Origin of the sequence: Trueperella pecoris (assembly GCF_014926385.1) — a bacterium.
Taxonomy (GTDB): Bacteria; Actinomycetota; Actinomycetes; order Actinomycetales; family Actinomycetaceae; genus Trueperella; species Trueperella pecoris.
Genome location: NZ_CP053291.1, coordinates 1565245 through 1591035 on the forward strand (window position 1 = coordinate 1565245; position 25791 = coordinate 1591035).

23 protein-coding genes are annotated in these 25791 nt (G+C 63.8%); 10 read left to right on the plus strand and 13 right to left on the minus strand.

Features of this window, described 5'->3' with window-relative positions:
• Positions 1-123 precede the first annotated feature (123 nt).
• The gene (locus HLG82_RS07285; protein WP_193327766.1) at positions 124-711 is read left to right on the plus strand and encodes a GDSL-type esterase/lipase family protein; all 588 of its coding nucleotides are present in this window, start codon (positions 124-126) and stop codon (positions 709-711) included.
• Positions 712-891: 180 nt separating this feature from the next.
• Here the strand turns inward: HLG82_RS07285 and HLG82_RS07290 are convergent, their stop codons facing one another.
• The 13 genes from HLG82_RS07290 to HLG82_RS07345 form a co-directional block, all read right to left on the minus strand.
• Entirely contained in the window at positions 892-1593 is a 702-nt protein-coding gene (locus HLG82_RS07290) for a C40 family peptidase (protein ID WP_193326198.1), read from the minus strand.
• A gap of 405 nt (positions 1594-1998) precedes the next feature.
• Positions 1999-2073, minus strand: coding sequence for a 50S ribosomal protein bL37 (locus tag HLG82_RS10635; protein ID WP_425507827.1), 75 nt, complete (start codon positions 2071-2073; stop codon positions 1999-2001).
• 58 nt (positions 2074-2131) lie between these two features.
• Positions 2132-2431, minus strand: a complete 300-nt coding sequence (gene rsrA, locus HLG82_RS07295; protein ID WP_193326199.1) for a mycothiol system anti-sigma-R factor — start codon at positions 2429-2431, stop codon at positions 2132-2134.
• Positions 2428-3030 (minus strand): sigma-70 family RNA polymerase sigma factor, encoded by a 603-nt coding sequence (locus tag HLG82_RS07300; RefSeq protein ID WP_255313852.1) that lies wholly within the window; start codon positions 3028-3030, stop codon positions 2428-2430. The genes rsrA and HLG82_RS07300 overlap by 4 nt, the downstream gene beginning before the upstream one ends.
• Positions 3031-3109: 79 nt before the next feature.
• Complete coding sequence (locus HLG82_RS07305) at positions 3110-4276, minus strand: N-acetylglucosamine-6-phosphate deacetylase (protein WP_193326201.1); 1167 nt, start codon at positions 4274-4276, stop codon at positions 3110-3112.
• On the minus strand, positions 4273-5049 hold the full coding sequence (locus tag HLG82_RS07310; RefSeq protein ID WP_193326202.1) for a glucosamine-6-phosphate deaminase: 777 nt from the start codon (positions 5047-5049) through the stop codon (positions 4273-4275). Before HLG82_RS07310 ends, HLG82_RS07305 begins: the two co-directional genes overlap by 4 nt.
• 38 nt (positions 5050-5087) lie before the next feature.
• Positions 5088-5759 carry an N-acetylmannosamine-6-phosphate 2-epimerase gene (locus tag HLG82_RS07315; protein WP_193326203.1) on the minus strand — a complete coding sequence of 224 codons (672 nt, stop codon included), beginning with the start codon at positions 5757-5759 and terminating at the stop codon, positions 5088-5090.
• Between the two features lie 3 nt (positions 5760-5762).
• Positions 5763-6698, minus strand: coding sequence for an ROK family protein (locus HLG82_RS07320; RefSeq protein WP_193326204.1), 936 nt, complete (start codon positions 6696-6698; stop codon positions 5763-5765).
• 9 nt (positions 6699-6707) lie between these two features.
• Entirely contained in the window at positions 6708-7622 is a 915-nt protein-coding gene (locus HLG82_RS07325; RefSeq protein WP_193326205.1) for a dihydrodipicolinate synthase family protein, read from the minus strand.
• A 9-nt stretch (positions 7623-7631) separates the two neighbouring features.
• A complete protein-coding gene (locus HLG82_RS07330; protein WP_193326206.1) occupies positions 7632-8438 on the minus strand; it encodes an ABC transporter ATP-binding protein in 807 nt (268 codons plus the stop codon).
• On the minus strand, positions 8435-10528 hold the full coding sequence (locus HLG82_RS07335; RefSeq protein ID WP_193326207.1) for a dipeptide/oligopeptide/nickel ABC transporter permease/ATP-binding protein: 2094 nt from the start codon (positions 10526-10528) through the stop codon (positions 8435-8437). Before HLG82_RS07335 ends, HLG82_RS07330 begins: the two co-directional genes overlap by 4 nt.
• Before the next feature lie 3 nt (positions 10529-10531).
• Positions 10532-11485 carry an ABC transporter permease gene (locus tag HLG82_RS07340; protein WP_193326208.1) on the minus strand — a complete coding sequence of 318 codons (954 nt, stop codon included), beginning with the start codon at positions 11483-11485 and terminating at the stop codon, positions 10532-10534.
• A gap of 134 nt (positions 11486-11619) precedes the next feature.
• Complete coding sequence (locus tag HLG82_RS07345) at positions 11620-13206, minus strand: ABC transporter substrate-binding protein (RefSeq protein WP_193326209.1); 1587 nt, start codon at positions 13204-13206, stop codon at positions 11620-11622.
• Positions 13207-13270: 64 nt separating this feature from the next.
• Between HLG82_RS07345 and HLG82_RS07350 the strand changes: the two genes are divergently transcribed.
• The 9 genes from HLG82_RS07350 to HLG82_RS07390 are packed head-to-tail and all read left to right on the plus strand — an operon-like array spanning position 13271 to position 25788.
• Entirely contained in the window at positions 13271-14038 is a 768-nt protein-coding gene (locus HLG82_RS07350; RefSeq protein WP_193326210.1) for a FadR/GntR family transcriptional regulator, read from the plus strand.
• Positions 14039-14092: 54 nt separating this feature from the next.
• Entirely contained in the window at positions 14093-15754 is a 1662-nt protein-coding gene (locus HLG82_RS07355; protein WP_193326211.1) for an alpha/beta hydrolase, read from the plus strand.
• Positions 15755-15792: 38 nt separating this feature from the next.
• Positions 15793-17835, plus strand: a complete 2043-nt coding sequence (locus HLG82_RS07360) for a sialidase family protein (RefSeq protein ID WP_193326212.1) — start codon at positions 15793-15795, stop codon at positions 17833-17835.
• A gap of 28 nt (positions 17836-17863) precedes the next feature.
• Complete coding sequence (locus tag HLG82_RS07365; RefSeq protein WP_193326213.1) at positions 17864-18346, plus strand: DoxX family membrane protein; 483 nt, start codon at positions 17864-17866, stop codon at positions 18344-18346.
• Entirely contained in the window at positions 18343-19626 is a 1284-nt protein-coding gene (aroA, locus tag HLG82_RS07370; RefSeq protein WP_255313857.1) for a 3-phosphoshikimate 1-carboxyvinyltransferase, read from the plus strand. The genes HLG82_RS07365 and aroA overlap by 4 nt, the downstream gene beginning before the upstream one ends.
• Positions 19623-20636: a ribosome small subunit-dependent GTPase A gene (gene rsgA, locus HLG82_RS07375; protein WP_193326215.1), complete on the plus strand. Its 1014-nt coding sequence runs from the start codon at positions 19623-19625 to the stop codon at positions 20634-20636. The genes aroA and rsgA overlap by 4 nt, the downstream gene beginning before the upstream one ends.
• 48 nt (positions 20637-20684) lie before the next feature.
• The gene (gene hisN / locus HLG82_RS07380; RefSeq protein ID WP_193326216.1) at positions 20685-21494 is read left to right on the plus strand and encodes a histidinol-phosphatase; all 810 of its coding nucleotides are present in this window, start codon (positions 20685-20687) and stop codon (positions 21492-21494) included.
• A gap of 59 nt (positions 21495-21553) precedes the next feature.
• Complete coding sequence (locus HLG82_RS07385) at positions 21554-22744, plus strand: exonuclease SbcCD subunit D (protein ID WP_193326217.1); 1191 nt, start codon at positions 21554-21556, stop codon at positions 22742-22744.
• Positions 22726-25788: an AAA family ATPase gene (locus tag HLG82_RS07390; protein ID WP_193326218.1), complete on the plus strand. Its 3063-nt coding sequence runs from the start codon at positions 22726-22728 to the stop codon at positions 25786-25788. Before HLG82_RS07385 ends, HLG82_RS07390 begins: the two co-directional genes overlap by 19 nt.
• The last annotated feature ends 3 nt before the right edge of the window (positions 25789-25791 follow it).

The following is a 25791-nucleotide window of genomic DNA, read 5'->3' on the forward strand; positions in this document are numbered from 1 at the left end:
CGGGACCGCCGCTACGGCGCGACTTCGGATCGATGCTCTCTGAAGCCCTGAGCCCAGTGCTCGCGATTCGGGCGCCCGTGCCCTCGGGCGGGGGCGCCTTGCCGTAAGGTAGGACATGTGAACATCCGAGTATTTTTCGTAGGCGATGAACTGGTAGCAGGGTACGGCGACGCCCGAGGAATGGGCTGGGTCGGGCGCACGATGGCGCGCTCGCCACACGACCCGCCCATCATGGCAATTCCCCTAGCGAACCCCGGCGAGACAACCGACAAGCTCGTTGACCGCTGGGAAGCCGAAGTCCTCCCCCGCATGGATCGGGATGCCGACAATCGCCTCGTCATTGGCCTCGGATCGCATGACCTTGGAAGCACCTCGACCGCACGTTCACGCCTCTACCTCGCTAACATGCTCGACAACGCCCTCCGGCAGGGACTGAGCCCGTTCGTCGTCGGGCCGCCGCCTCGACTGGACGTTTCTGCGCGGGAGCAGGCCGAACTCACGCGCGCATTCGCCGAGGTGTGTGAGCGGCGTAAGATCCCCTACGTCGACACCTATACGCCTCTGAAAAACCACGAACAGTGGCTGACCGACATGGCGACCTCCGCCGACTCGTACTGCCCGCGGCAGGCCGGCTACGGCCTCATGACGTGGCTCGTTTTCCACAAGGGATGGCATCGGTGGCTCGGGGTCGAGCCACCCGTCGCCGACTAAGTCAGGCGTCGTTGATCAGGCCGCCGCGGGGCCGGTTCGCCGTCGTCGTTGATCCGCTTCGCCACCGGGAGGAACAAGCCGGATCCGACGCGAGCGTTTTCAACAAGCAACACAAAAGAGGGAGCCCACCAGCTCCCTCTTTATTGGTCCTAGACCGATAACAATCGGTTCACGCGCACCTTAGCCGATGCGGACGTAGACCGGGTTTCCGTAGACCGGGCCTTCCATGACGCCGGAGGACGGGTTACGAGCCGCGATGTGCTGGCCGTTTCCGGTGTAGATGCCGACGTGGCCGGGCCACCACACAAGGTCGCCAGGCTGCGCCTCAGCGGCGGAGACGCGCTGACCAGCAGAAAGCTGGGCGGCGGAGGAACGCGGGAGGGAGATGCCCGCCTGTGCGTATACGAATGAGGTGAAACCAGAGCAGTCGAAGCCCGCCGGGGAGCTTCCGCCATAAACGTAGGGCGAGCCCGCGTAAGCACGTGCGATCCCGACGATGCCAGAGGCGGCTTGCACAGCAACCGGGCGAGCGCTTGCCACACCCGCTACACCAGTGCCTGCCGTCACTGCCGGACCGCCATTCGCGTCGGCTCGTCCATCCTCGGTCACCGCAACAACGGGAGCCCCTTGCGCGTCAACGGTCACGGCCTCAAATTCCCACTCGCCTTCGGCGGGAGTGTTGAGCGATGCCTTCACGACCTTGGGTGCGAGAACCGCGTTCGTCGCCGCCTCAAGGTTCTTGGGAGCTTCGCCAGCATCTGCGAAAGCAACGGGAGCAACCATACCCACCATCGTCGATGCGGCGAACGCCGAGGCGGTCGCGAGGCGTACGGTGGAATTACTGCGTTGCTGGATCACGCGGCGGTCTGCGATGCGGGACATAACGCTCCTTGTCAGACAACTGATTGATAACAAAATCGTAACAAAGCATAACGAGCAAATCACAACGCCTCAATATTTGTGGATGACACCACACTTTTCCACGTAAGACCCTCCGATTCCCCACGGCCGCCGCCAGTGGTGTTACATCGGCTCCACCTGTTGTTTCTCTTCCGAGTCGACTCCCCACGAGGAGTAGGGGCTCGATTCGCCCTCCTGGTTGCCCGCGCGGTGCACGACGCCGAAACTGCACCAGCCTGTCCGCCGCTGTACTAATAAGGCGCAGATTAACAGCGCGGATCAGCTTAATACAGCGCGGACGAGTGCGGGCAAGCGGAGCGGCGCAGGCTAGCCCTGCCACCCCGCCAAAAAGAAATGGCCGGAGATCACTCTCCGACCATTTGACGCTTAGGCGTTGGGGCGCCTGCCGTGGTTCGCAGTCTTCTTCTTGCGATCCTTGCGCTTCCTTCCACGCTTCGACATATTAACTCCTCCGATAGGTAGGTCTTAAGTGTAACTGTTCGGCCATAAGGCTACCAACCTAGCGGGTCACGATGTTTGTGATCTTCATACGTAACGATTCCGGGGCGCTCTCCGAGCAGCAACCTCGCCGGATGACGCGCCGGAGAAGGATCTCTTCTTCGATACGCGTGGAGCAACTGGCGCAGGTCCGTCCGTGCTTGAGGAGGCGGTGGGCGTCTTCCTCGCACACTTCGTCGTCAAGAAGTTCGAAGAGTCGTTCAAGCACTTCGTCGCAACGGCAGCCCTTGCACCCGCAGTTCGTGCCAGCGCAGGAGCACTCTTCGAGCTTAGCTACGAGCTGGTCGAATTCCTTGCTCATTTCGCATTCTCCTTCACGTATCCCATGTCCTTGGCGTAGTCGCGTAGCAATTCGCGAAGTTGGGTGCGCCCGCGATATAGGCGCGACATGACTGTCCCGATCGGGGTGCCCATGATGTCCGCGATTTCTTGGTAGCTAAAGCCTTCGACGTCGGCAAGGTAGACGGCGGTTCGCCGATCCTCCGCAAGCTGCTCGAGGGCCTGGCGGATCTCTTCATTTGGCAAAAGCTCAAGCGCAGCCATCTCCGCTGATTCAAGACCGGTGGACTGGTGAGAGGACGCCTGATATTCCTGCCAGTCTTCGACCTCCCCTGCCGCGGTTTCTTGCGGCCGGCGCTGCTGCTTGCGGTAATGGGAGATGAACGTGTTGTTGAGGATCCGGTAGAGCCACGCTTTGAGGTTGGTGCCAGGTGTGAACTGGTGGAACGCGGCGAAGGCTTTGGCGAAGGTCTCTTGGACGAGGTCCTCGGCGTCTTGTTGGTTGCGGGTCAGGCGCATTGCGGCGCCGTAGAGCTGGTTGAGGTAAGGCATAGCGTCGCGTTCGAAACGCGCGCTGCGCTGTGCAGGGCTCTCGTCTTCGACCCTCAGCTCTTCCGTCACTGCTTCTCCTTTATACCTGGCTCTCATGTAACGCAATGGGCGCCACAGTATTCCCTGCGGCGCCCAAAGTTGTTGTGCGTTAGCGGAATTCGCCTTCGCGCACGATGGTCGTAACCTCGAGGTCCTCGGTGAATGCGACGGCGTTAGCGCGCTCGCCAACCTTCCATTCGAGGGTGACGCCCGGGGTCTGCTGGGTGAGTCCGACGGCGTTGGCAGCTGCACCGACGCCGCAGCACACGGCCGCAGACATCTCCAGGTAGCCGCCACGCACCATGCGCTGGACTTCCTCGGCCACGCGCGCCGTTCCGCCCGCGATGGCACCGTTGCGCGAGAGCCGGGCGACGCCGTCGACAATATCGACGTCCTGGCCGCCGAGGACATACTTGCCGTCGGGCATACCAGCGCCCTCCATCGCGTCGGTGACGAAGACGACGCCGAGCGGATTGGCTTCCTGGATGAAGGTAACGACGTCGGCGACGAGGTCGGGGTGGACGTGGACGGTGTCTGCCACGAGTTCGACGACGGCCTCTCCCCTGCGGGCGGCGGCCATGAGCTCGCGCACGGGGCCGGGGTTACGGTGTCCGAGCGGGGGCATGGCGTTGAACAGGTGGGTCGCGGTCTGCGGTGGCTTGGGGAAGTTGATGTCCTTGGCGTAGGCCGCGGTGGCCTCGAGCAGCTCGCGGGTCTGCTCTTCGGTCGCTGACGTGTGGCCCCAGGAAGGGACGGCACCGTAGTCGAGGAGGAGCTTGGCGGCGGCGAGGGCGTCGTCCACTTCGGGAGCGATCGTCATCGTCTTGATCCATCCGCGCCCGGTTTCGAGCCACTGACGCAGCTCCTCAAGATCCGGCATGCGGATAGCGGCAGGGTTTTGGGCGCCGCACTTGGCGGGCGAAATGTAGGGGCCCTCGAGGTGAATACCGACGAGCTTGCCCTCATCACAGGCCTCGGCGAGGCCCTTGATCGGCGTGAGGGTGTCGATGAGGGAGACGGTGGAGGCAATCATCGCCGTCGTGCCCATCGATCGGTGGGCTTCGACGGCGGTGTCGACGCCGCGGGCGCTCGGATCATCCGGGAAAGACGCGCCTCCGCCTCCGTGGCAGTGGACGTCGATGAAGCCCGGGGTCACCCAGCCCTCAACCGAATCGTCGGCGGGGAAGATCTCAACGATGACTCCATCTTCGATCTTCAGGCCCGAGCCGACAAGCTTGCCGTAGCCGTCTAGCAGTTTTCCACGCAGCTCGGTCACTTGAGGACCTCCCAGCGGGTGCGGTACATGTCGGTGTTCTTCAGCTTCGAGGCGGCTGCCTCGTCACAGAAGACGACGACGGAGGGGTGCATCTGCGTGATCGAGGCCGGGCAGGAGGCCGTGATCGGCCCCTCGACCATGCCCGCAATGGCGTCTGCCTTGTTCTCGCCGATGGCGACGAGGAGGAGGTGCTTGGCCTCCATGATGGTGCCTAGGCCCTGGGTGATGCACTTGTCCGGGACGAGGTCCATGTTGTCCTCGAAGAAGCGCGCGTTGTCCTTGCGCGTCTGGTAGGTCAGCGCGTCGACGTGGGTGCGGGAGACGAGGGAGACGCCAGGCTCGTTGAAGCCGATGTGGCCGTTGGCGCCGATGCCGAGGATCTGCAGGAAGACGCCTCCGTTGTCGCGGATGTCGGCGTCGTAGGCTGCAGCGGCGGCCTTCGGATCGTCAGCCTGGCCGTTGGGCGTGTGGAGGTTGTCCTCGCTCAGGCCGGTCTTATCCTCCCCGACGAGCTCGGCGCGGAGCACGTTACGGTAGCCCTCGGGATGGGCGGGGTCGATGCCGACGTACTCGTCTAGCGCGAAGGCCTGAGCATCGGCGAGGGAGAAAGTGCCTGCCTCGTGAGCGGCGCGCAGCTGTGCGTACAGGCCCAGCGGGGTCGACCCGGTGGCGACGCCGAGGTTACGCGGCTCGGCTGTCTCCATCATGGTCATGAGGTAGTCGGCGGCTGCTTTGGCAAGCTCGGTCTCGTCGTCGAAAATTCCGATCTGCATGTTTGTCCTTTTACTTGGTGGCGTCTTACTTGGCGGCTTTACTTGATAGCGTCAGCGAACCACGTGGTGATCGTGGTCGGATGGGTGATGGCGGTTCCGACGACGACGGCGAACGCGCCGGCGTCCATGACCGCCTTGGCCTGTTCGGGCGTGTGTACGCGGCCCTCGCAAATCACCGGCGTGTCGGGGAATGCGGCGACGATCTCCTTGAGGAGCTCGATGTCGGGGCCGTCGGTCTTGGGGCGTTCGCCCGTGTACCCGGAAAGCGTGGTGGAGATGATGTCGGAGCCTGCCTCGACGGCCATGCGCGCGTCCTCAAAGGATCCGCAGTCGGCCATGACGAGCGCCCCATCCTTCTTCAGTTCGGCGACCGTCTCGGCGTAGGTCAGTCCATCGGGGCGCGGGCGGCGTGTGGCGTCAAGGGCCACAATGTCGGCGCCGGCCATGATGCAGGCGCGGGCGTGGCGAAGGGTGGGGGTGATGTACACCCCATCGTGGCCCTCTTTCCACAGGCCAATGACGGGAACATCCACCTGGCCCTTGATTGCTGCGATGTCGGCGAGGCCCTGGCAGCGGATGGCGGCGGCGCCGCCACGCTCGCCTGCGAGGGCGACCTGGGCCATGGTCTCGGGGTGGCGCATGGGTTCGCCCGGGTATGCCTGCGCCGAAACAATGAGCTTCCCGCGCAGTGATTCGATGAGATGGTTCATCTCTTAGCCTTCTTTCCTCAGGAAGTTGATGGCCGCGCCGTAGAGCGGTGCAGCGGAGTCCAGCATGCCAAGCTTGAGCGGCACGTGAGCGACGGGATCCATCACCCGTGCCGCATAGCCTGCGTGTACATTGTCCCACCATGTCTGCCCCGAGCGGGTCATAGATCCGGAAAGGACGATGACGGAGGGGTCGATACAGTTGGCAAGGGTCGCGAGGGTCTCACCGAGGGCGTAGGCTGACTCGGCAAAGACCGCGCCTGCCAGTTCGTGTCCGCCATCGGCGAGGTCTTGCAGCTCTTTGCCGTTTGCAACGGCGGGGTCGCTCTCGCCGCGGCGGGCGTTATACCAGTTGGTGATGCCGTGGCCGGACGCGATCGCCTCGATGTGGCCAGATCGGCCGCACGAGCAGGTGAGGTCATCGGCGAAGTGGTGGTGAATGTGGCCGTAGTGACCAGCAAGGAAGTGATCGCCGAAATCGATGTGGCCATCGCGGATGAGCGCTCCGCCGATGCCCGTGCCGACGGCGACCGACAGGACGCTCGTTGCTCCCCTGCCCGCGCCCCGGATGGCCTCGCCGAGGCCGTGGGCGTGGACGTCGTTGATCACGTGGACCGGCAGGCCGGTGGCCTCGCCGATCATGGCACCGAGCTCGGTGCCAGCCCAACCGGGCATCGTGTCGGTAGCCGACACGATCGCGCCCGTGTGGGGGTTGACCACGCCCGCGCTGGCGATGCCGATTCCGAGGAGAGAGGAACGGCCAGTACAAGCCTCGCGGACCATGTCCACAATGCGTCGTGCTACATCAGCACCGCCAGCGTGAGCGAGAGTCTTCATGGATTGGCTTTCACCCATGTGCAGACCATCAGCATCGGTGAAAGCCCAACCCACCTTGGTGCCACCGATGTCAATCGTGAGGATGTCACCCTTGGCACCAGTCATGATGTCCTCCTACTTGAGAAGCCCGACGGAGCGGAGGACCTGGGCCACTGCCTCGACGTTCTCGCCTTCGAGGGCGAGGACGGGTTCGGGCATCGTGTTCGTTTCGAACACGCCGAGCAGCATGAGCGCCGTCTTGAAGGCGCCGACGCCGGCCGCGTAGCCGGTCTCGCCGCTGGTGACCTGAACGATGCGCATGAGGCGGGTCGCCTGATCCTGCAGCTCACGCACCCGGTCCCAGTCACCCTCCTGGTAGGCACGCCACTGCTCGACGTAGACCACCGGGTCAACGTTTGCCAGGCCCGGAACCGAGCCGTCGGCGTGGGACATGTAAGCACCGTCGACGACGACCTCGTGGCCCGAGAGCAGGACCAGGTCGAGGCCCTCCTCGTCGCGCGCCTGGGTCAGGAAGCGGAAGGAGACGTCGTCGCCCGAGGAGTCCTTGACGCCTGCCAGCACACCGTCGCGGGCGAGCTCGAGGATGAGCGCCGGGGAGAGCTTGGTGTGCACACACACCGGGATGTCGTAGGCGAACAGCGGCAGATCGACGGCGTCGTGAATCAGGCGGAAGTGACGCTTAATCTCCTTGGGGCCGAGGATGGCGTAGAACGGAGCGGTGGCGACGATCGCGTCAGCGCCCAGTTCCTTGGCCACGCGTGCGTGCTCGATGCAGCGCTTGGTAGTCATGTCGATAACGCCGACCATGACCGGCACGCGGCCAGCAACGATGCGGATCGCGTTCTCGATGACCTCGCGGCGGCGGGCGTCGTCGGAGAAGACGACCTCACCGGAGGAGCCGAGGACGAACAGGCCGTCGACACCGGCGTCGATCATGCGGTTGATGGAACGCTCGAACGAGACGACGTCGAGGGCGCCATCGGCGGTCAGCGGGGTAACAACGGGAGGAACAACTCCACGGAATTTCATTGGTTTTCCTTAACCTAGCTGGGGATGGAGAAGCGACGGTGCCGCTCCAAGGAGTTTCTTAGTGTAGGGATCCTTCGGGTTTGCCAGCAGCTCCTTGGCCGGGCCCTCTTCGACGACCTTGCCCTTGTTCATGACGGCAATGGTGTCGGAGATGTAGCGAACGGTCTGGATATCGTGCGAGATGAAGACCATCGCCAACCCAAGCTCATTCTTCAGATCCATCAAAAGGTTGAGGATCTGGGCGCGAACCGACACGTCGAGGGCCGAGGTTGGCTCGTCGGCGATGATCGCGTCCGGGCGAAGCGCGAGCGCTCGGGCGATGGCCACTCGCTGGCGCTGACCGCCGGAGAGCTGGCCCGGCAGGGCGTCGAGGGCCGAGTGGGGCAGGCCCACCTGGGCGATGAGTTCCTCCACTCGGGCTTCGCGCTCGGCCTCGGTCCCGATGTCGTGGACACGCAACGGATCCATGAGCTGGTCTCGCACGTGCATGCGGGCGTTGAGGGCCGTGGCGGGATCTTGGAAGACGACGGAGACGACGCGGCCGATCTTGCGACGATCCTTGGCCGAACGCTTCGTTACCTCCTCCCCCTTGAAGAAGACCTGGCCGGTGGTGGCCTGCTGGAGGCCGCACATGACGTTCGCGGTGGTCGACTTGCCACAACCGGACTCACCGACGATGCCGAGAACCTGGCCGGGCATGACCTTCATCGAGACGCCGTCCACAGCGTGGACCTTGTTCGGGCTGAAGATCGATCCGGTGCGGGTCTTGAAGATGACGTGGAGGTCACGCAGTTCGATGATCGGGGTTTCGCTCATCGTTCTTCTCCCTTCGCTTCGTGGCGTGAACGCCGAGTGGCGCGTGCCGGGACGCCGGGCTGGGCGGGCGCCGGGTAGCCGGCGTCGGTCCATGCGGAGTCAGGAATGGCGGCGTAGTAGTGATCGTGGCCGGGGATCTCCATGCGCAGCGGCGGCGTGAGGAGTCCGACGTCGGGGTGGGAGGAGCGCGGCGCGAAGCGGTCGCCGACCGGGAAGTCCTTCGGCGAAGGCACCGTGCCGGGGACCTGGTGGAGACGCTCTGCGCCAGCCTCGATGGACAGAACCGAGCCGAGCAGGCCGCGGGTGTACTCGTGAACCGGGCGAGACAGGAGCTCCGACGTCGGAGCCTGCTCGACGACCTGGCCGGCGTACATGACCGTGATCTTGTGGGCGACTTCGGCGACGAGCGCGAGGTCGTGAGAGACGAAGACCATGGCGAATCCGAGCTTTTCGCGCAGATCGTTGAGGAGCTTGATGACCTGCTTCTGGACGGTCACGTCCAGAGCGGTGGTCGGCTCGTCGGCGATGATGAGCTTCGGGTCGCGGGTCAGGGCCATGGCGATAAGGACGCGCTGGCGCTGGCCGCCGGAAAGCTCGTGGGGGTAGGACTCCAGCGTGCGCTTGGGATCCAGGCCCACCAGCTCGAGCAGTTCTTCCGCCGTGCGGGTGCCGCCGCGTGAGGTGAGCTGCTTCATCTGGCTGCGGATGAGCATAGCCGGGTTGAGCGAGGACAGCGCATCCTGGTAGATCATCGCCATCTCGTGGCCAAGCAGAGCTTGGCGTTCCTTGGCTGTCATCTTGAGCAGGTCTTTACCCTCGTAGAAGATCTCTCCGGTGATTTCGGCGCGCGGGTCGATCAGGCCCATGACGGTCAGGGCGGTGATCGACTTGCCACAGCCGGACTCGCCCACCAAGCCCATCGTCTCGCCCTTGTGGACGGAGAAGTTAACGTGATCAACGACGTTGACATCGCCGTGACGCGGGAACTTGATCGAAAGATCGCGAACCTCAAGGAGAGGCTGGCCGGTTGCTTCTGCAACGAAGCGATCATGGCGCTGGCCTTCAACGACCTCAAGCTGGTCAAGGCGCTGCTGAAGAGACTCGGCCTGGGCGGCGTATGCCAGGCGCGGATCGAGGAGGAGCTTGTCCTGCTCGCGGTTGCCAGTGACCGCGTCGACCTTCTGGGCTGTCGACGGAGCGGCAACCATGGCGTCAGTGATGCCCTCGGACAGAATGTTGAGGCACAGCACGGTCAACATGATGAACAGGCCCGGGAAGAGCGCAGTCCACCACATGCCGAGCAGAACCGACAGGTTCGACGAGGCGTCGGACAGGACGTTACCCCAGGTGGGAACCATGGTGGATTGCAGGCCCGAACCGATGAAGGTCAGGGACGCTTCAAGGATAATGGCGTCTGCCACGAGAACAGTTGCGAACACAAGGACCGGAGCGGCGGTGTTGCGTGCCACGTGGCGGATAAGGATCCACGGTGCGCGTGCACCGGAGACGATGACGGCGCGCACGTAGTCCTCGCCGTAGGCGCTCATGACGTTCGCGCGAACGATGCGGGCCAGCTGCGGGATGTAAACGAAGGCGATCGAACCGATGATGACAGCCACGAGGCCCACCACGTTATCCGGCTCAAGGCGACGCGAGAAGACGAGCACCATGACGGCGGCCATAGCGATGCCCGGCACAGCCATGATGACGTCCATGACGCGCATGATGACTTCGCCAACCCACTTGCGCGAGACGGCGGCGACAGCGCCGATGAGCGAGCCGAAGACCAGTGCGACGAGCGTGGCACAGATGCCGATGATCAGCGAGAAGCGTCCACCGTAGAGGATGCGCGAGAGAATGTCGCGTCCGACGTGATCGGTTCCGAAGAAGAACTCGCCGTTGGGGGCAGTCCACTTCGAGGCCAGTTCGTCCGGGTTGTACGGAGCAATGAACGGCGCGAGGAAGGAAATAACAAAGATCAGGGCGAGGAACACCATTGCCAGGCGAGCGCCCAGCGACATGTTGGAAATGCGTGAGAAACGGGCGTTAGGTGCCGTGACCTTCTCGAGCTTCTTTTTCTTGGATGTCATCTGTTACACCGACCTAATACGCGGGTTGATGAGGAGGTAGAGCATGTCAACGATGATGTTGACGATGATGAAGGCGATTGCGACAACGAGTGCGCCGCCCTGAACGAGGTTGACCCAATTGTTCTGGATACCGAGGATGAGGACTTTACCCATGCCCTGCATGCCGAAGATGATCTCGATGACAACGGCGCCACCCATGAGGTAGCCCACGCGCAGGCCGAGAACGGTGACCGGCGTGATCAGCGCATTACGCAAAACATTGCGCCCGATGACGACGGAGCGGGGTACGCCAGCGCCGAGTGCGGTACGCACGTAGTCGCGGTCAAGTTCTTCAACCATGGAGGTTCGAACGACGCGGGTCATCTGGCCGATGACGGGGATTGCCAGGGAGAAGGCCGGCAGCAGCATGCGCATGAACCAGCCGGCGAAGTCCTCAGACATCGAGGGCAGGAGGCCCGAGACCGGGATCGAACCGCCGACGAACGCCAACACGAGGAGGGAGGCAAGCCAGAAGGACGGTGTTCCGATGCAGATCACGGAGAAGATGCGGATCACCTGATCGGCCCAGCGGTCGCGGTAGATTGCGGCGATGATTCCCAGCGGGAATGCGACGATGACGGCGATGATCAAGCCGAAGAAGGTCAGGGACAGGGTCACGGGAAGTGCGCCCATCACGATGTCGGTCACGCGGTTGGATTCGCCGACGCCATAGATACCCAGGTCGCCCTGGACCATGTTGATGATGTAGTTGGCGTACTGGACGAAGAAGGGATCGTTGAGGCCGTGGGCAACGCGGAATGATTCGAGTGCCTCTGGCGTCGCGTATTCACCGAGAGCCGTGTAGGCCGGGTCGATCGGCGAAAGGGACATGATGAAGAAGACGAGCAGTGTCACGCCGATCACCATGATAGGGAGCGCGATGAGGCGCCGCCCGAGAAGTCTAAGGAGGTTGTTCATATGTCCTGATTCCTCTTCTAGCAAAGAAGGATTGAGGTCAATGTGCGCCGGCTAGCGCTGGCCCGAATGGGCAGTAGACATGAAAAGTGGAGGGTAGGAGGACCCACCCTCCACTTTTCATGTCAGTGTTGGAATTACTTGGCGGAAGCGCCGACGAAGTTCAGACCAGTGGTGCCGATGCCGTGGCCGCCCACGACCTTTGCACCGTTGATGCCGGTGATCATCGTGCGGTGGAAGAGCGGGAAGATCGGGGCCTCATCAGCGATGAGATCCTGAGCCTCGCCCCACTTTGCCTTGGCCTCGTCACCCGTTGCTTGCTCGGCGGCGGAGACGATCTCGGTCAGCTTCTTGAAGCCCTCGGGGTTGGTCTTGCCCCATGCAGCGCGCTTCTTGGTCCACACGTTGTCGCCGTACCACCAGTTGATGATGATGCCCGGGTCAGCACCGAAGACCGAGGGGTCGCCGGGTGCGAGGGCGACGTCAAAGGTTGCGTTATCGACGTCGGCGAAGTTGGAGTAAAGATCGCCGGAAGCCATGGACTGAACATTGACGGTCAGGCCAGCGGCCTCGAGGTCCTTGCGGATCTGCGGTGCGAGGTTAGCGATCCACGGGTGATCGGTGGTGATCAGCGTGATCTCCTTCAGGCCAGCAGCCTCGAAGGCAGCCTTAGCCTTGGCGGTGTCCGTGGTGAACTGCTCGGCAGCTTCCTTGTACATCGGGTTAGCCTTGGGCAGGAAGGAGGTAGCTACGGTGGCGTCGCCGCCCATAGCTTCCTTGACGAGCTTCTCGCGGTCGATCGCGTAGTGGAATGCCTTGCGGACTTCCTTGTTATCGAACGGAGCCTTGGTGGTGTTGAACATGAGGAACGGGTTGTTGTAGCCCGGAACCTCATCGAGGGTCCAGCCAGCGGCCTCGAGCTGTGCCTTGGTGGCGCTCGGGACGGTCTCCATCACGTCGATGGTGCCGCCGAGGGCAGCGGAGAGACGAGCCGAGTCATCCTTGAGGACGTCCCAGTGCATCTTGGTGACCTTGGCCGGCTTGGAACCGTTGTAGAACTCGTTCGGAACAGCCTCAACGGCGGTGTTCGAGATGGTCTCGTACTTGAACGGGCCGGTGCCAACGGGCTTGGCCGTCATTTGCTTCTGATCGGAGCTTGCCGGGACGACCTTGACGTCGACGAGGCGCTCGGTAAGAGCGGCGAAGGGGTACTTCAGCTTGACGACGACGGTCTTGTCATCCTTCGCCTCGACCGAATCGATGAAGGTGAAGAACTGCTTGTAGATCGAGGTGTCGGCGGTCGTGCGCTTGTAGGACTCGAGGAAGTCCTTCGTGGTCACGTCGGTGCCGTCAGAGAACTTGGCGCCGTCACGCAGGGTGATTTCGTACTCGGTGTCCGAGACCTTCTTGGGCTCGCCAGCAGCAAGTGCCGGGAAGACCTTGTAGTTGGTCATGTCGAACTCGTACAGACCCTCAACCACGTGCCAGTTGGTGCCCATTGCGAGTGCCGAGGAGGTGGTCGACGGATCGTAGTTGGTCGTCTCGTATGCGACGCCCAGGTTGATCTGACCGGAAGGAGCTGCGCCCTCGGTGGAGGACGAGGTGGCCTCGCCCGTGGACGTGGTTTCCTTCGTCTTGGTATCTCCACCACCACAGGCGGAAAGAGCGAGCGTGGTAGCCGCAGCGACTGCTGTCAGCTTTGCCCAGCGCTTGGAAGAACGCATTTTGTATCCTCTCCATTGAGTTAATGTGAAGCGACATCGCTTCTCCATCGGGTATACTAATCGTATGTTGTCAGACAAGTCAGCGCAAGTGCTTTTGCAAAAGTTCTCCCCGACGACGATGTCGGGCCGCGCAAACGAGCCTATTGCCGCCATTAACCGCTCCTCCGCGACGATGGATGCAGTCAAGGCCTACATCCTCAACCACGATCTCAAGCCCGGCGATCCGCTTCCTACCGAGGCGGCCTTGTGTGAGACGCTCCACGTATCGCGCTCGTCCGTGCGTGAGGCACTGCGCAAGCTCGAGGCCCTCGACATCGTGCGCGTCCATCAGGGGCGCGGCTCCTTCGTCGGAGACATGTCGCTTGAACCGATGGTGGAAACCCTGGTGTTGCGTTATGCCCTCGACAAGGCCTCGGGCGCAGAGTCACTACGCCAGGTTGTTTCCATGCGGCGCTACATCGACCTCGGCGTGGCCAACTCGATCGTCGCGGCGCTGAAGGGCACCGACAACCCAGGTTTGCACGAGCTCGTCGCACGCATGGTGAAGAAGGCCAGCGCCGGCAAGACGTATATGGAGGAGGACATCGCCTTCCACAGTGGCCTCATGTCATACCTCAACAACGAGCTGGTCTCGCAGCTGAACGCCGCCATGTGGCTCGTCCATCAGGCTTTCATTCCCGAACTCGACGTGTCGCGCAAGGCCAGCCTCCTCGAGACCGCCCAAGCTCACCAGAAGATGCTAGAGACGGCCGAGGCCGGAGACGCCCCCGCCTACCGCCAGGCCGTGCGCGAGCATTACGCGCCGCTGGCCAACATCCTCGAACTCGACTAAATGTTTACTTCAGGCCGCTCACTTCCGGTGGTCCATTGCGGCAATGGGCCCCTCGTGGTGCTCTGCCACGGTGTCACGGACAGTGCCGCGTCGCTGTCCGACTTGGCGCGCCGGCTGTCGCCCGACTACCGCGTCGCGGCCCTCGATTCACTCGGACACGGACTAGCCCGCCCGTTTCACGACGCCGAATTGGCCGCCCCCATGCAGGCCGCACTGGAGCAGCTGACCGATTCGATCGAATTGCTCGTCGACGCGTACGGGCCCGCGGTGGGGATCGGCCATTCGATGGGTGGCGCGCTGCTGACCAAACTCGCCGCGCAGCGCCCTGAACTCTTCGCAGGCGTGATCGGCGAGGACCCGGCGTGGCTTTCCCCTGCCCAGGCTCAGTCTTACCGCGATACTGTCGCCGATTCCCTCGCACACATCACACAAGTCCGCCGCGACCCGGCGGCCGCCCTCGCTGCCAACCGCGACGAGTACCCGAGCTGGCCCGACGATGAACGCGCCGGATGGCTGGCCGGCAAGCTCGAGGTCGATCTACGCTTCGTTGAGGCCGGGCAGGTGGGGTATGTCGACTGGAGCGAGTGGGCCACCGACATCTCCGTGCCCACGCTGATTGTCACGGGCACGGCCTCCGACGCCGTGCTTGGGCCGAGCGGTTTGGCGCAGATTGCCGCGCTCGCAAATCCGAGCATTTCCACCCGCCTCGTGCCCGGCGCCCGCCACTGCGTGCGTCGCGAGGATCCCGCCGACTTCGATGCCATCGTCAGAGAATTCCTCGCGCGGGTACACCCGCCCTTCGACGCCGACGCCGTCATCCGCCAGCCCGGAACACAGGCCGAGGTTGGCCCGCAACCGAGCCAGACGGCGTCGTTCTATATCGATCCACAGCTGCGCCCCGAACTCGACCAGCCCTACTACCCCCAGTGGGATCCCATCGGCACGCGCCTGCGCTGGAGTTCGCCCGACGAGCCGCCGCTGGTGGACGGAGCGAGCCTCGAGGTCGTCGACATTGACGGGACAACCATGCGCATCTGGCGGGCGGGTGAGCCCAGGCGCGTGATCGTCGCGATTCACGGCGGCGGCTTCATGGCCGGATCAGCAGACGGTGACGACGAACGAAACGCCGGCCTGGCACGCCGCCTGCAGGCCGTGGTGGTGAGCCCCGAATACCGACTCGCCCCCGAACACCCCTTCCCCGCCGGTGCGCTGGACTGTGCGTGCGTCGCCGAATGGGCACGCAACGAATGGGAACTTCCGTTTTATATTCTTGGCGATTCGGCCGGCGGCGGGCTCGCCGAATCGGCCGCCGTGATGCTCCTAGAGAACGGCGAGCGCCTCGACGGCGTGATCATGCTCGAGCCCTTCCTTGACCCGTCAATGGCCTCGCGCTCCATCCGCACCCATGCCGACGCCCAGATGTGGAACCGCGGCAAGGCCCATCAGGCTTGGAAGGCCTACCTCGCCGGGCGCAACCCGCGCGAGCTGCCGCGCTTGGTCAGCGTCGGCGAACATCGCCCGCGGGTACTGACGATTGTGGCGAGCGCGGACCTTCTGCGTGACGAGGGGATCGCTTGGACGACGAAGCTCGTCGACGCAGGCTTCGATGCCTCTTTGCACATGATCTCGGGGACGTTCCACGCCGGGCTGACACTCCCCGACACTCGCGTTCGCGAGCGCGTGTTCGAGCTGATCGCCGACTTCGTGGGGGCATGATGTTCCGTTGTCGAGGACACTTCCAGGCAGGTCCGCTCATGTCTGGCAAAGACGCAACGAGTTGGTGGGAGCTCGCCGTGCGTGGCGGAAAATTACGTCTGCACGGTGTTGCTGATGCGCCGTTCGACTTCGACATCGAGGACGGGCATATCCTCGGCGAGCATACAGTCGACGTGATCGCGGGCCCGCCCGCACGCGTCTTTCTCGATGGTTACGAAGTGTGGTCATCGGACGTCGGGCTCTCGTCACAGGCTGTCGGCCACCAGGGGACTTTCACGACGTCGTCAACCCCCGCCGGCCCGGACCAACTGGCAACTTGTATTCGAGATACGACGACGCCGCCGCGGCCGCTGGTCGCATTCGCGGCGATGCGGCTCTCCGATTCCGACGCGCGGGCAGCCGGGGCGCTCGGCGATATCACGATTGCGGCGAAGTTCCGGGTGCGTGGGCCGGGCCAATATGGAACGATCTTCGCTGCGACACGCGAGACCGAGGTGCTCAGCGCCAGGATCGCCGGTGGCATTGATGTCCGTGTTGGTTCTGTTCGCGCCACCGCCAATGGCGACTGGTCGGACGGGCGCTGGCATCACCTGGCCGTCAGCGTCACCGGCGGCGCTATCCGGGTATGGGTGGATGGGTGGTTATGCGCCCACGAGCCCGGCTCGCTGGAGCCTTTCGACGCTTTCTATATCGGGCAGGATCCAGAAGGACAACGCCTCATGGGCGAGGTCGCCCATGGCGGCATCTATCCGCCCCTTAATGACCAGCAGATCGCCCTGCTCGCGCAACGACTTCCCCTTTCACAGGTTCCGGTTTTCGACGCCTACCCGACCGGCGCATTTCATCGCATCCCGGCGCTAGTACGCACGACGAACGAGACGCTACTGGCGTTTGCTGACCGCCGCCGGTCACTGCCGAACGACGCACCCAATGCCACCGACCTCGTGTTGCGACGCTCCCACGACGGCGGCCGAAGCTGGGGCGAGGTCATCACCGTGGCTACCTTCCCAGGTGAAGGGGCCCATGGCGTTGCCGTCACGGATGCGTGCGCCGTGCAGGATCGCACCGGGAAAATTCACGTTCTCGCTGACTTTTACGCCGCCCAGACCGGGCTGCTCACCTGCGCTCCGGGACCGGGCATGGACGAGGCTGGGATCATTGTCCAGGGCGAGCGGGGCGCGCAGTACCGAATTCCCGAAAACTGGCCATCGCGTCCCACGCGTATTGTGAGCGAGGCCGGCCCCACAGAGTGGGAGGTCGACGCCGACGGTACGCTCCTGCGCGATGGGCACCCAGCTGGCAACATTCTCCATAACGCCGACATCCAATTGCTCAAGACCGCACATATCGCGACCTGGACCAGCGATGATGAGGGAGCTACGTGGTCAGGCATGCGCCTGATCACAGATGAAGTTAAGGACGAGTGGATGACGTTCCTCGGCGTCGCGCCAGGTTCCGGTCTTTGCCTGACCCGCGGACCCTTCGCCGGCCGTCTTCTCATTCCCGCCTATTTCTCCACTGAAGACTCGCACCAACATTCGGCCACGATGCTCATCTCCGACGACGACGGACGCACCTGGCGCCGTGGCGGATCGGTCCGTGCTGCTATCCACGCGAGCGGGAAAGACGGCGTCGGCGATAGTGAGGCGAGCACGGAACGGAACTTTACTGACCCAGCGCTGACCATGACCGAATCGACCATCGTGGAAACCGAACGTGGGGTCGAACTATTCGCGCGCTCCCAGCACCAACGCGTGCTACGCTCCCTCTCCACCGACGGCGGCCAGACGTGGACCGCAGGTAGGGAGGAGCCACAGTTACGCGAGATTTTCTGCCAGCCCGCCGCGTGCACCGATGACGCGACGATCTATTTTGCCAACGCCTCGCGCATGCTCCCCTACCGCGGGTGCGGCTCGCTGTATCGGGCAGATGGAGAAGGGTGGACCGAGCGGGCGATCAATCCCCGCCATCACGGCTATCAGTCGCTCGTCGCGATGGAGGGCGCCATTGGGATGCTGTGGGAGCGCGAGACGGCCGGGATTTGGTTTACCGCCATACCCACCTCCATCTTCGTCCACTAGACTGGGCACACGAACGAATGGAGTTGACATGATTTCGACCTTGGCCCGCCCGCTCCTCGCGGCACCCTTCATCGCAGCTGGCGTCGATGCCCTCCGGCATCCCGCCAATCACCGCGCCGCAGCCGAGCGCGTCCTCACCCTCGCCCGAAAGGCCGGCGTGCCTGCGCTCGACACCATGTCTATTGACGCGCTCACCCGCGCCACCGGCGCCGTGTTTACGGTAGCGGGGCTGTCGCTGGCCCGGGGGCGTATGCCTAGGTCGACGGCCCTCATGCTCGGTGCAATGCAGATCCCGCTCTCACTGGGGCGCAACCCGTTCTGGGCACAGAAGGGCGCTACCCGCCGCGAGTCCCTATCCGCGCTCGTTGCCGACGCCGGCCTGATCGGCGGCGCGCTCATCGCCTCCACCGACCGTGGCGGCAAGCCCTCCCTAGGATGGCGCGCGTCCGCGTGGGCCAAGGAAGTAGGAGAAACTGCCTCCGAGCACCTGCCCATCGGGGATGGTCGGTGACCTGGCTCGCCCCCACGTCAGGGCCCGTTGATGCCACGATTTCGATTCCCGGCTCGAAGTCTCTGACAAACCGTTATCTTGTGCTCGCCGCGCTCGGAGGGAGCCGGGTGAGAATCCACAACCCGCTTATCGCCCGTGACACCGAGCTGATGGCACAGGCCCTTCGAACCCTCGGCGCGAGCGTCACCCGGGATGCAGCGTCGTGGATCGTCGAGCCCGGTCCGATCCGTGGCGGGCGGGTCGAGTGCGGCCTCGCCGGCACGGTCATGCGCTTCATACCGCCCATCGCCGCGCTGGCCAGCGAGCCCGTGGTTCTCGACGGCGATCCCGCAGCGCGCCTTCGCCCGATGAACGCCATCGTCGAGGGCCTGCGTGGGCTCGGCGTTCGCGTCGAAGCGGCGGATCGGGACGGATCTCCCGTGTTGCCCGTGACCATTAACGGCCAGGGCTTGCTTGCTGGCGGGCGTCTCGATATCGACGCTTCGGCCTCCTCCCAATTCGTCTCTGCCCTGCTTCTTGCTGGCCCGCTCATGACCGCGGGCCTCGATCTGCGCCATGTGGGGGACCGCCTCCCTTCCCAGCCGCACATCGACATGACGATCGACGTGCTGCGTACGGCGGGAATCGACGTCGAGCAGGTGGCCGGGCAACACCGCTGGCTGGTCCGCCCCGGCGTCCCCCAACTTCCCGAGCTCACGGTCGAACCAGACCTGTCCAACGCCGGAGCCTTCCTCGCCGCCGCGATGGTCACGGGCGGGACTGTGCGGATACCGGGCTGGCCGCAGCGCACCACCCAGCCCGGCGATTCCTACCGCCACATTTTCGTGGCCATGGGCGGGCGGGCGTGGCTGGAAGGTGACACGCTTCACCTGCACGGACCGCAAGCGATCCTCCCCTACGACGCCGACATGTGCGACGTCGGCGAGCTCGTCCCCACAGTGGCAGCAGTCGCCGCCTTCGCCGAGGGAACCTCGCGCCTGCGTAACATCGGCCAATTGCGCGGCCACGAAACAGATCGACTCTCCGCGATTGTCAACGAATTAGCCAAGGTCGGAATCTCGGCGCGCGTCGAAGGTGACGACCTCGTCGTCGACGGCGCTCGCCCCTGCGCCGGGGCCACCATCGATTCCTACGACGATCACCGCATGGCCACCTTCGGCGCAATCCTCGGACTGCGCCTGCCCGGCACGCACGTGATCAACATCGAAACAACCGCCAAGACGCTTCCCGAATTTGTGCCATTGTGGACGCGAGCATTTTCTTCTGAAGGACACCTATGACCAGACGCGATATTGGCACCGACGATCCCCGTGTAAAGGTGCGCCCCGGCAAACGCTCGCGGCCCCGCACGAAGATTCGCCCGGATTATTCGGCGGCCCGCCGCGCCCGCGTCTATCGCGTGGACCGCGGTCGTTATCACGTGACCATGCTTGACGACGCCACCCACGTCTCGGCTGTCAAGGCCAAGGAGTTGCGGCGCGGCGCGATCGTCGTCGGCGATATCGTGGCGATGACCGGGGATCTTTCTGGGCGCAAGGACACCCTCGGGCGCATCACGGAGGTCGACGAACGGCGCACGGCGCTGCGCCGCACCGCCGAGGAATCCGAGGCCGCGGGCACGGAACGCGTCATCGTTGCCAACGCCGACCAGCTTGTCATCGTCACCGCCCTCGCTCAGCCCGAGCCGCGCCCGGGCATGATTGACCGTTGCCTCGTTGCCGCCTACGACGCCGGCATGCATCCCATCCTGCTGTTAACCAAGGCCGATCTGGCCGACCCTCAGCCATTGCTGGACCTGTACGGGGATCTCGATCTTGACATCTACGAGTCGACGATCACCAATGAGGGCTGCGACGTCGGCGCCATTGCGGGCGCCCTCGAGGGACATGTGTCCGTGCTGGTCGGGCACTCGGGCGTGGGCAAGTCAACGCTCATCAACGCCCTCGTTCCGGCTGCCGAGCGCGAAACCGGGCACGTCAACGAGGTGACCGGACGCGGGCGGCACACGTCCACATCCGCCATGGCATTCGGGCTCGAGGGCGGCGGCGTCGTCATCGATACGCCGGGCGTGCGGACCTTCGGCCTAGCCCACGTCCAGCCCGAGGACCTGCTACGCGGATTTCCCGATCTGCAGCTCATCTCCGAGGAATGCCCCCGCAGCTGCCCGCACGAGGCCGGGGCACTCGACTGCGCCTTGGACGAGGTTGGCGACGAGCGGCTCAAGGCCCGCGTCCATTCCTTCCGGCGTCTGCTCGATTCCCGCCTCAAGATGGATCCGCACTGGGCCTAGTCTTGCGGCATTGTCCCCCACCACGCGCGGGCGGCTATGCTAAAAGGCATGACACAGCCACGCTACGCAGATGATCTTCAGGTTGCCCTCGGCATTGCCGACCGAGTCGACGTCTACACGATGGAACGATTTCGGGCAGCCGACCTTCACGTGGAGACCAAGCCGGACATGACCCCGGTCTCTGACGCTGACAAGGGTGCCGAACGCCTCATCCGCGACCTCTTGCGACAGTTCCGCTCGCGCGACGGCGTGACGGGCGAGGAAGAGGAGCAGCATGAGGGCCGCTCGGGCCGACGTTGGATCATCGACCCCATCGACGGCACCAAGAACTATGTGCGTGGCGTGCCGGTGTGGGCCACGCTGATCGCGTTGGAGGATGCGGGCGAGATCGTCCTCGGTATCGTCTCGGCGCCGGCCCTCAAGCAGCGCTGGTTCGCGGCCAAAGGGCTCGGCGCTTACAGCGGACGCTCTGCCGCCTCCTCACGCCGGATTCAGGTCTCCCAGGTGGGGCGGATTTCTGACGCGTCTCTGTCCTATTCCTCGCTCGGAGGCTGGTCTGAGCGCCAGCAGCTGCGCGGATTTCTGAGGCTGTCACAGAACTGTTGGCGGACACGCGGGTTTGGCGATTTTTGGTCCTACATGTTGGTGGCCGAGGGTGCGGTGGACATCGCCACTGAGCCCGAACTCAACCTTTACGATATGGCCGCGCTCGTGCCCATTGTGACGGAGGCGGGCGGGCGTTTCACCTCGCTTGAGGGCCAGGACGGGCCCTGGGGCGGCAACGCGATCGCCACGAACGGCTTCCTACACGAGGGCGCCCTCGAGATTCTTCATTCGGTGCGCGACGACGACCTGTGACCGTCTCCGAGCAGATGGCGGCGGCTAAATTTGTCGGAGCGACTCGGTAGCCTTGCATCATGAGATTCCTTCACACGGCTGACTGGCATTTGGGCCGCACCCTCCACGGTGCGGATCTGGGGCCTGCGTTCGAACAGTGGTGCGATCATGTGGTCGATCTTGTCACTCAAGAAGATGTCGATGCCCTTTTCATCTCGGGCGATGTGTATGACCGTGGGATTCCTCCGGTCACCATGGTTGATCTTTTGGCCGATACCCTGCAACGCTTGGTGGAACGCACGCGCGTCATTATGACGAGCGGCAATCATGATTCCGCCCAACGTTTGGGATTCGGTGCCGGGCTCTCACGCGATGGCCTGTATATCTACACTGATTCGCGTCGATCAAACGTTCCGGTGGTCATTGATGAAGCCGGCGGCCCGGGCGCGCTCGTTTACCCGATCCCCTATCTCGATCCGGATATGGAACGCTCCCGCCTCGGTGGCGAGGAGCTCCTAGACAGGAGCCACACGGCCGTCAACGCGAAGGCGCTGGAACGCATCGAAGAAGACATGCGCTCGCGATCCGGAAACGCGGGGCGTGGGGCTGGACAGCCCTACCGCGTCGTGCTCTCTCACTCCTTCGTCATCGGAGCCGAACCCAGTGAATCCGAACGCGACATCTCAGTCGGAGGTGCCGATTCCATCGGATCCCATCTCTTCCAGCTCGGGGGCCTCACTGATTACGTGGCGCTCGGGCACCTCCATGGCCCGCAGCGCGTGGGCACGGATAAGGATCCGCTCATGCGATACTCGGGCTCCCCAATTGCGTTTTCGTTTTCTGAGGAAAACCACGTCAAGTCTTCCGTGTTGCTCGATACCCAAGCCAAGGATCCTGTCACCTTGATCCCCGCGCCGGTGTACCGGCCGCTTGCGACTTTGCAGGACACCTTGGACAATCTCCTCTCTGCGAAGTATTCCGATTACACCGATCATTTCCTTCGCATACGCGTCACCGATCCGGATCGCCCGCCAAACCTGTTCGCTAAGCTTGCGGCCCGCTTTCCCCATGTACTCGAACATCAGCACCTGTCTGAGGCGAACGCTGTGGCTATCGCCGAATTGCAGTCCATTAAGAACGATCCGCTTTCGGTGCTTCGGGAGTTCTTTACAAACGCCGGCGGGCGTGAGCTCACCGAGGCCGAATCCGATCTCATCACTGCCGTGTGGGAAGGCGTAGGGAAGGAAGAATCGTGCACTTCCGCCGTCTGAAGTTCAGCGCAATCGGCCCGTTCCCCAACAGCCATGAGATTGACTTCGATCAGCTCACGGCCTCAGGGCTCTTCCTCTTCGAGGGCCCAACGGGAGCTGGCAAGTCCTCGATTATTGATGCGATCGTCTTCGCCCTCTATGGCGACGTCGCAGGTAGGGATTCGGATCTCAGCCGTATCCGATCCACCTACGCGGATCTCTCCACAGAATCCTCGGTCGATCTGATCTTCACGATTGCCGCGGGAACCTACCGTGTCCGGCGAACGCCGCAGCGGATGAAGAAGAAGACCCGCGGGGAAGGCATTACGTCAGTCGATGCCACAGCCAACCTCTGGCGTCTCTCGGAGGCCGCCGTGGACGCCGGAGAATGGGACAAGGGCGAAAGCCTGGCAACCAAGATTTCTCATGTCAACGACGAACTGAAGAACCTCCTTGGACTGACTCGTGATCAGTTCGTGCAGACGGTCGTCCTGCCCCAGGGGCAGTTCGCACAATTCCTCAAGATGAAGTCAACGGAACGTGCTGCCCTCTTGGAAACGCTCTTTGACACCAGTGACTACCGCGAGTTCGCAAAAGCTCTTGAGGACTCGGCAAAGCTCGCCCGCGAAAAGGTCAACGCCGCCGCCGGCGCTGCCACGCGTGCTCTCGACGCGTGGCTCGACATCGAGGGGTTTGCGGAACTCTTCCCCGATCTCATGGGCTTGACCTTCATCGACTCCGATGACGCAACGCCCGTTGAGTCGATAGAAAAGGCGGATGCACATCTGGCGCAGGAGGAGGCCCGCGCGGCCGCCGATGCACAATCCGCGCAAGAGGCCTCCGATCGGGCCCGTCAGGCATGGGAGGAAGCACAGGGGCTGAGCAAAGCGCTTGCCGATCTCAGCAAACTCAAGGCGCAACGCGCCGCACTCGAGGAAGATGCCCAGCATATCGCGACATGCCAGGAGCAGATTGCGGCCCACGAACGGGTTGCCACAGCGATCTCCCGGCTTCATCATGAGGACCAATGCGCAATCGCACTGCGGAGTGCGGTATCTAGCCTTCCGCCTGCTGGCGAAGCTGTCAGTGCCGAACACGCCGCGCTCGTCGAAGCGATCGCTTCGTCGGGGCCGATTGCGACATCCGCGAATGCGCTTGGGGCGGTTGCGGGGCACGAGCTCACGGCACTTGGCGAGCGCGTTGGCGCGCTCGATGGACTCGTCGGGCTCGAAAGGTCACTCCCACAGCGCAGGGGTGAGCTCGCGAAATTGAATGAGGAGCTCTGTGGCCTCGATTCGAAGATCGCGGCTACGCAGTCCTCCCTTGCCGCCTACCCGCAACGATTGGCAGAACTGGATGCCGAGCTTGAGCAGCTACGCTCGGCTGCGGCAAAGAAGCCGGTTGTCGAACAGAAGCTCACCCAACATCGGGCCTCGCTCGCGATCGCCGATCAATTGCAGGCGCTACGGACGTCGCTCGCGAGGGCCCACGGGGATCTCGATGCGGCCGCCCGCGCCTACGACGCGCAACGTGAGAACCTCACGAAGGTGACGGACGCCTGGCGAAGCTCCATGGCGGCAAACCTGGCGAGCGAGCTAGCTGAGGGCCTGCCCTGTCCCGTGTGTGGTTCCCATGATCACCCCTACCCGGCTCAGCCCACGATCGCTTCGGCAAGCCTCGAACAGGTGCAAGCAGAGGAAGCTGCGCTCGTGCCGCTCGCCCAGGCAGCCGAAGAGCAGCGGATTGCGGTGGCCGAGTACGAAACGTCGGTCAGCAACCTGAAGGGCCAGCTGGGTCAGCAGACGCCTGAAACCATCCGCGAGGCACTGGCCACGCTTGAACAGGAGCTCGCCAACGCCGCCCGCGCCGAGAAAAACGTGGCGGCACATACCAAGAAACGGGCCGAGCTTGGCGAGGCCCAAGCCTCCGAAGAAAGATCGCTGGCCCTTGCCCGGGAGGCGCGCAGCGCCCTTTCTGAGCGAATCAAGAACTCCGAGGCTTCCATCAACTCCGACGCGCAACGCCTCAGTGAGGCGCGCGGCGAATTCGACTCGGTGAAGGACAGGCGGGCGTCCCTCGATGCGCTGCGGAAAGAACTTGCCGCCATCCGCGAGGCCGCGGCCACGATTTCCCATCGGGCGGGCGCGCTGGCCGAGGCTCAGGCGGCTAGCGCTGAGGAACTCGCCAAAGCCGGTGTGAACGCCGAGCAGGCCCGCGCCGTCTACCTTGACCACTCGCGGCTGGTCGCCTTACGCACGGAAGTTCAGGACTTTAACGCCGAGCGTGCCCGTATCGAAGGCCAGCTGTCCAGCGAACGCCTCAAGCATCTGTCCGGGGATGAACAAGTCGACTTGGCCGGCGTCAAGGCAGCCGACGATGCGGCCATGGCCGACCTGCTCGCCGCGCATCGCCGAGCCACCCTTGCCACGAACAACGCCCGCGCTTCGGCCAAGGCCCTGGCCCGCATACGCAAAGCACAAGAAGGCTGGAAGAAGACCTCCGGCGAGGCCGGCCCGGTGGTCCGCCTGGCGGACTTAGCGAGTGCAGGAAGCTCCTCGCTCACGCGTATCCGGCTGACGGTGTGGGTTCTCCTGCGCCGTTTTGAGCAGATCGTTGACCGCGCCAACGAACATCTGCGCGAATTTTCCTTCGGGCGCTACGAGTTGCAACGCTCCGACGAGGGCCGCGGCGAAGTCAAGTCCGGGCTCGGGTTGGAGATCGTTCACCACGACGCTGGCCCGCAGGGGGACCATGTTCGTTCGCCGGGCACCCTATCTGGCGGCGAAATCTTCTACACCTCGCTCGCGCTGGCGCTGGCTCTGTCCGAGGTCGTGCAGGCTGAAAACGGTGGTATCCGCATCGATACGCTCATCATCGACGAGGGCTTCGGCAGCCTGTCGAGCAACTACCTGCAGACGATCATGGATACGCTAGGCCAGCTGCGTTCGAGCGGCCGCACGGTTGGAGTGGTCTCCCACGTCGACGAGCTCAAGGCGATGATCCCTGACCGGGTCACCGTAACTCCACTGAGTGACGGCGGGTCCACCCTCTCCGTCACCGCGTAGCGC

What these genes read in the sequence shown, in the direction of transcription:
- HLG82_RS07365 (WP_193326213.1), top strand. Translation starts at nt 17,864, where the DNA reads ATGATTTCGACCTTGGCCCGCCCGCTCCTCGCGGCACCCTTCATCGCA.
- HLG82_RS07315 (WP_193326203.1), bottom strand. Translation starts at nt 5,759, where the DNA reads ATGAACCATCTCATCGAATCACTGCGCGGGAAGCTCATTGTTTCGGCG.
- rsrA (WP_193326199.1), bottom strand. Translation starts at nt 2,431, where the DNA reads ATGAGCAAGGAATTCGACCAGCTCGTAGCTAAGCTCGAAGAGTGCTCC.
- HLG82_RS07350 (WP_193326210.1), top strand. Translation starts at nt 13,271, where the DNA reads ATGTTGTCAGACAAGTCAGCGCAAGTGCTTTTGCAAAAGTTCTCCCCG.
- HLG82_RS07325 (WP_193326205.1), bottom strand. Translation starts at nt 7,622, where the DNA reads ATGAAATTCCGTGGAGTTGTTCCTCCCGTTGTTACCCCGCTGACCGCC.
- HLG82_RS07335 (WP_193326207.1), bottom strand. Translation starts at nt 10,528, where the DNA reads ATGACATCCAAGAAAAAGAAGCTCGAGAAGGTCACGGCACCTAACGCC.
- HLG82_RS07360 (WP_193326212.1), top strand. Translation starts at nt 15,793, where the DNA reads ATGTCTGGCAAAGACGCAACGAGTTGGTGGGAGCTCGCCGTGCGTGGC.
- HLG82_RS07290 (WP_193326198.1), bottom strand. Translation starts at nt 1,593, where the DNA reads ATGTCCCGCATCGCAGACCGCCGCGTGATCCAGCAACGCAGTAATTCC.
- hisN (WP_193326216.1), top strand. Translation starts at nt 20,685, where the DNA reads ATGACACAGCCACGCTACGCAGATGATCTTCAGGTTGCCCTCGGCATT.
- HLG82_RS07310 (WP_193326202.1), bottom strand. Translation starts at nt 5,049, where the DNA reads ATGCAGATCGGAATTTTCGACGACGAGACCGAGCTTGCCAAAGCAGCC.
- HLG82_RS07320 (WP_193326204.1), bottom strand. Translation starts at nt 6,698, where the DNA reads ATGACTGGTGCCAAGGGTGACATCCTCACGATTGACATCGGTGGCACC.
- HLG82_RS07340 (WP_193326208.1), bottom strand. Translation starts at nt 11,485, where the DNA reads ATGAACAACCTCCTTAGACTTCTCGGGCGGCGCCTCATCGCGCTCCCT.
- HLG82_RS07330 (WP_193326206.1), bottom strand. Translation starts at nt 8,438, where the DNA reads ATGAGCGAAACCCCGATCATCGAACTGCGTGACCTCCACGTCATCTTC.
- HLG82_RS07385 (WP_193326217.1), top strand. Translation starts at nt 21,554, where the DNA reads ATGAGATTCCTTCACACGGCTGACTGGCATTTGGGCCGCACCCTCCAC.
- rsgA (WP_193326215.1), top strand. Translation starts at nt 19,623, where the DNA reads ATGACCAGACGCGATATTGGCACCGACGATCCCCGTGTAAAGGTGCGC.
- HLG82_RS07345 (WP_193326209.1), bottom strand. Translation starts at nt 13,206, where the DNA reads ATGCGTTCTTCCAAGCGCTGGGCAAAGCTGACAGCAGTCGCTGCGGCT.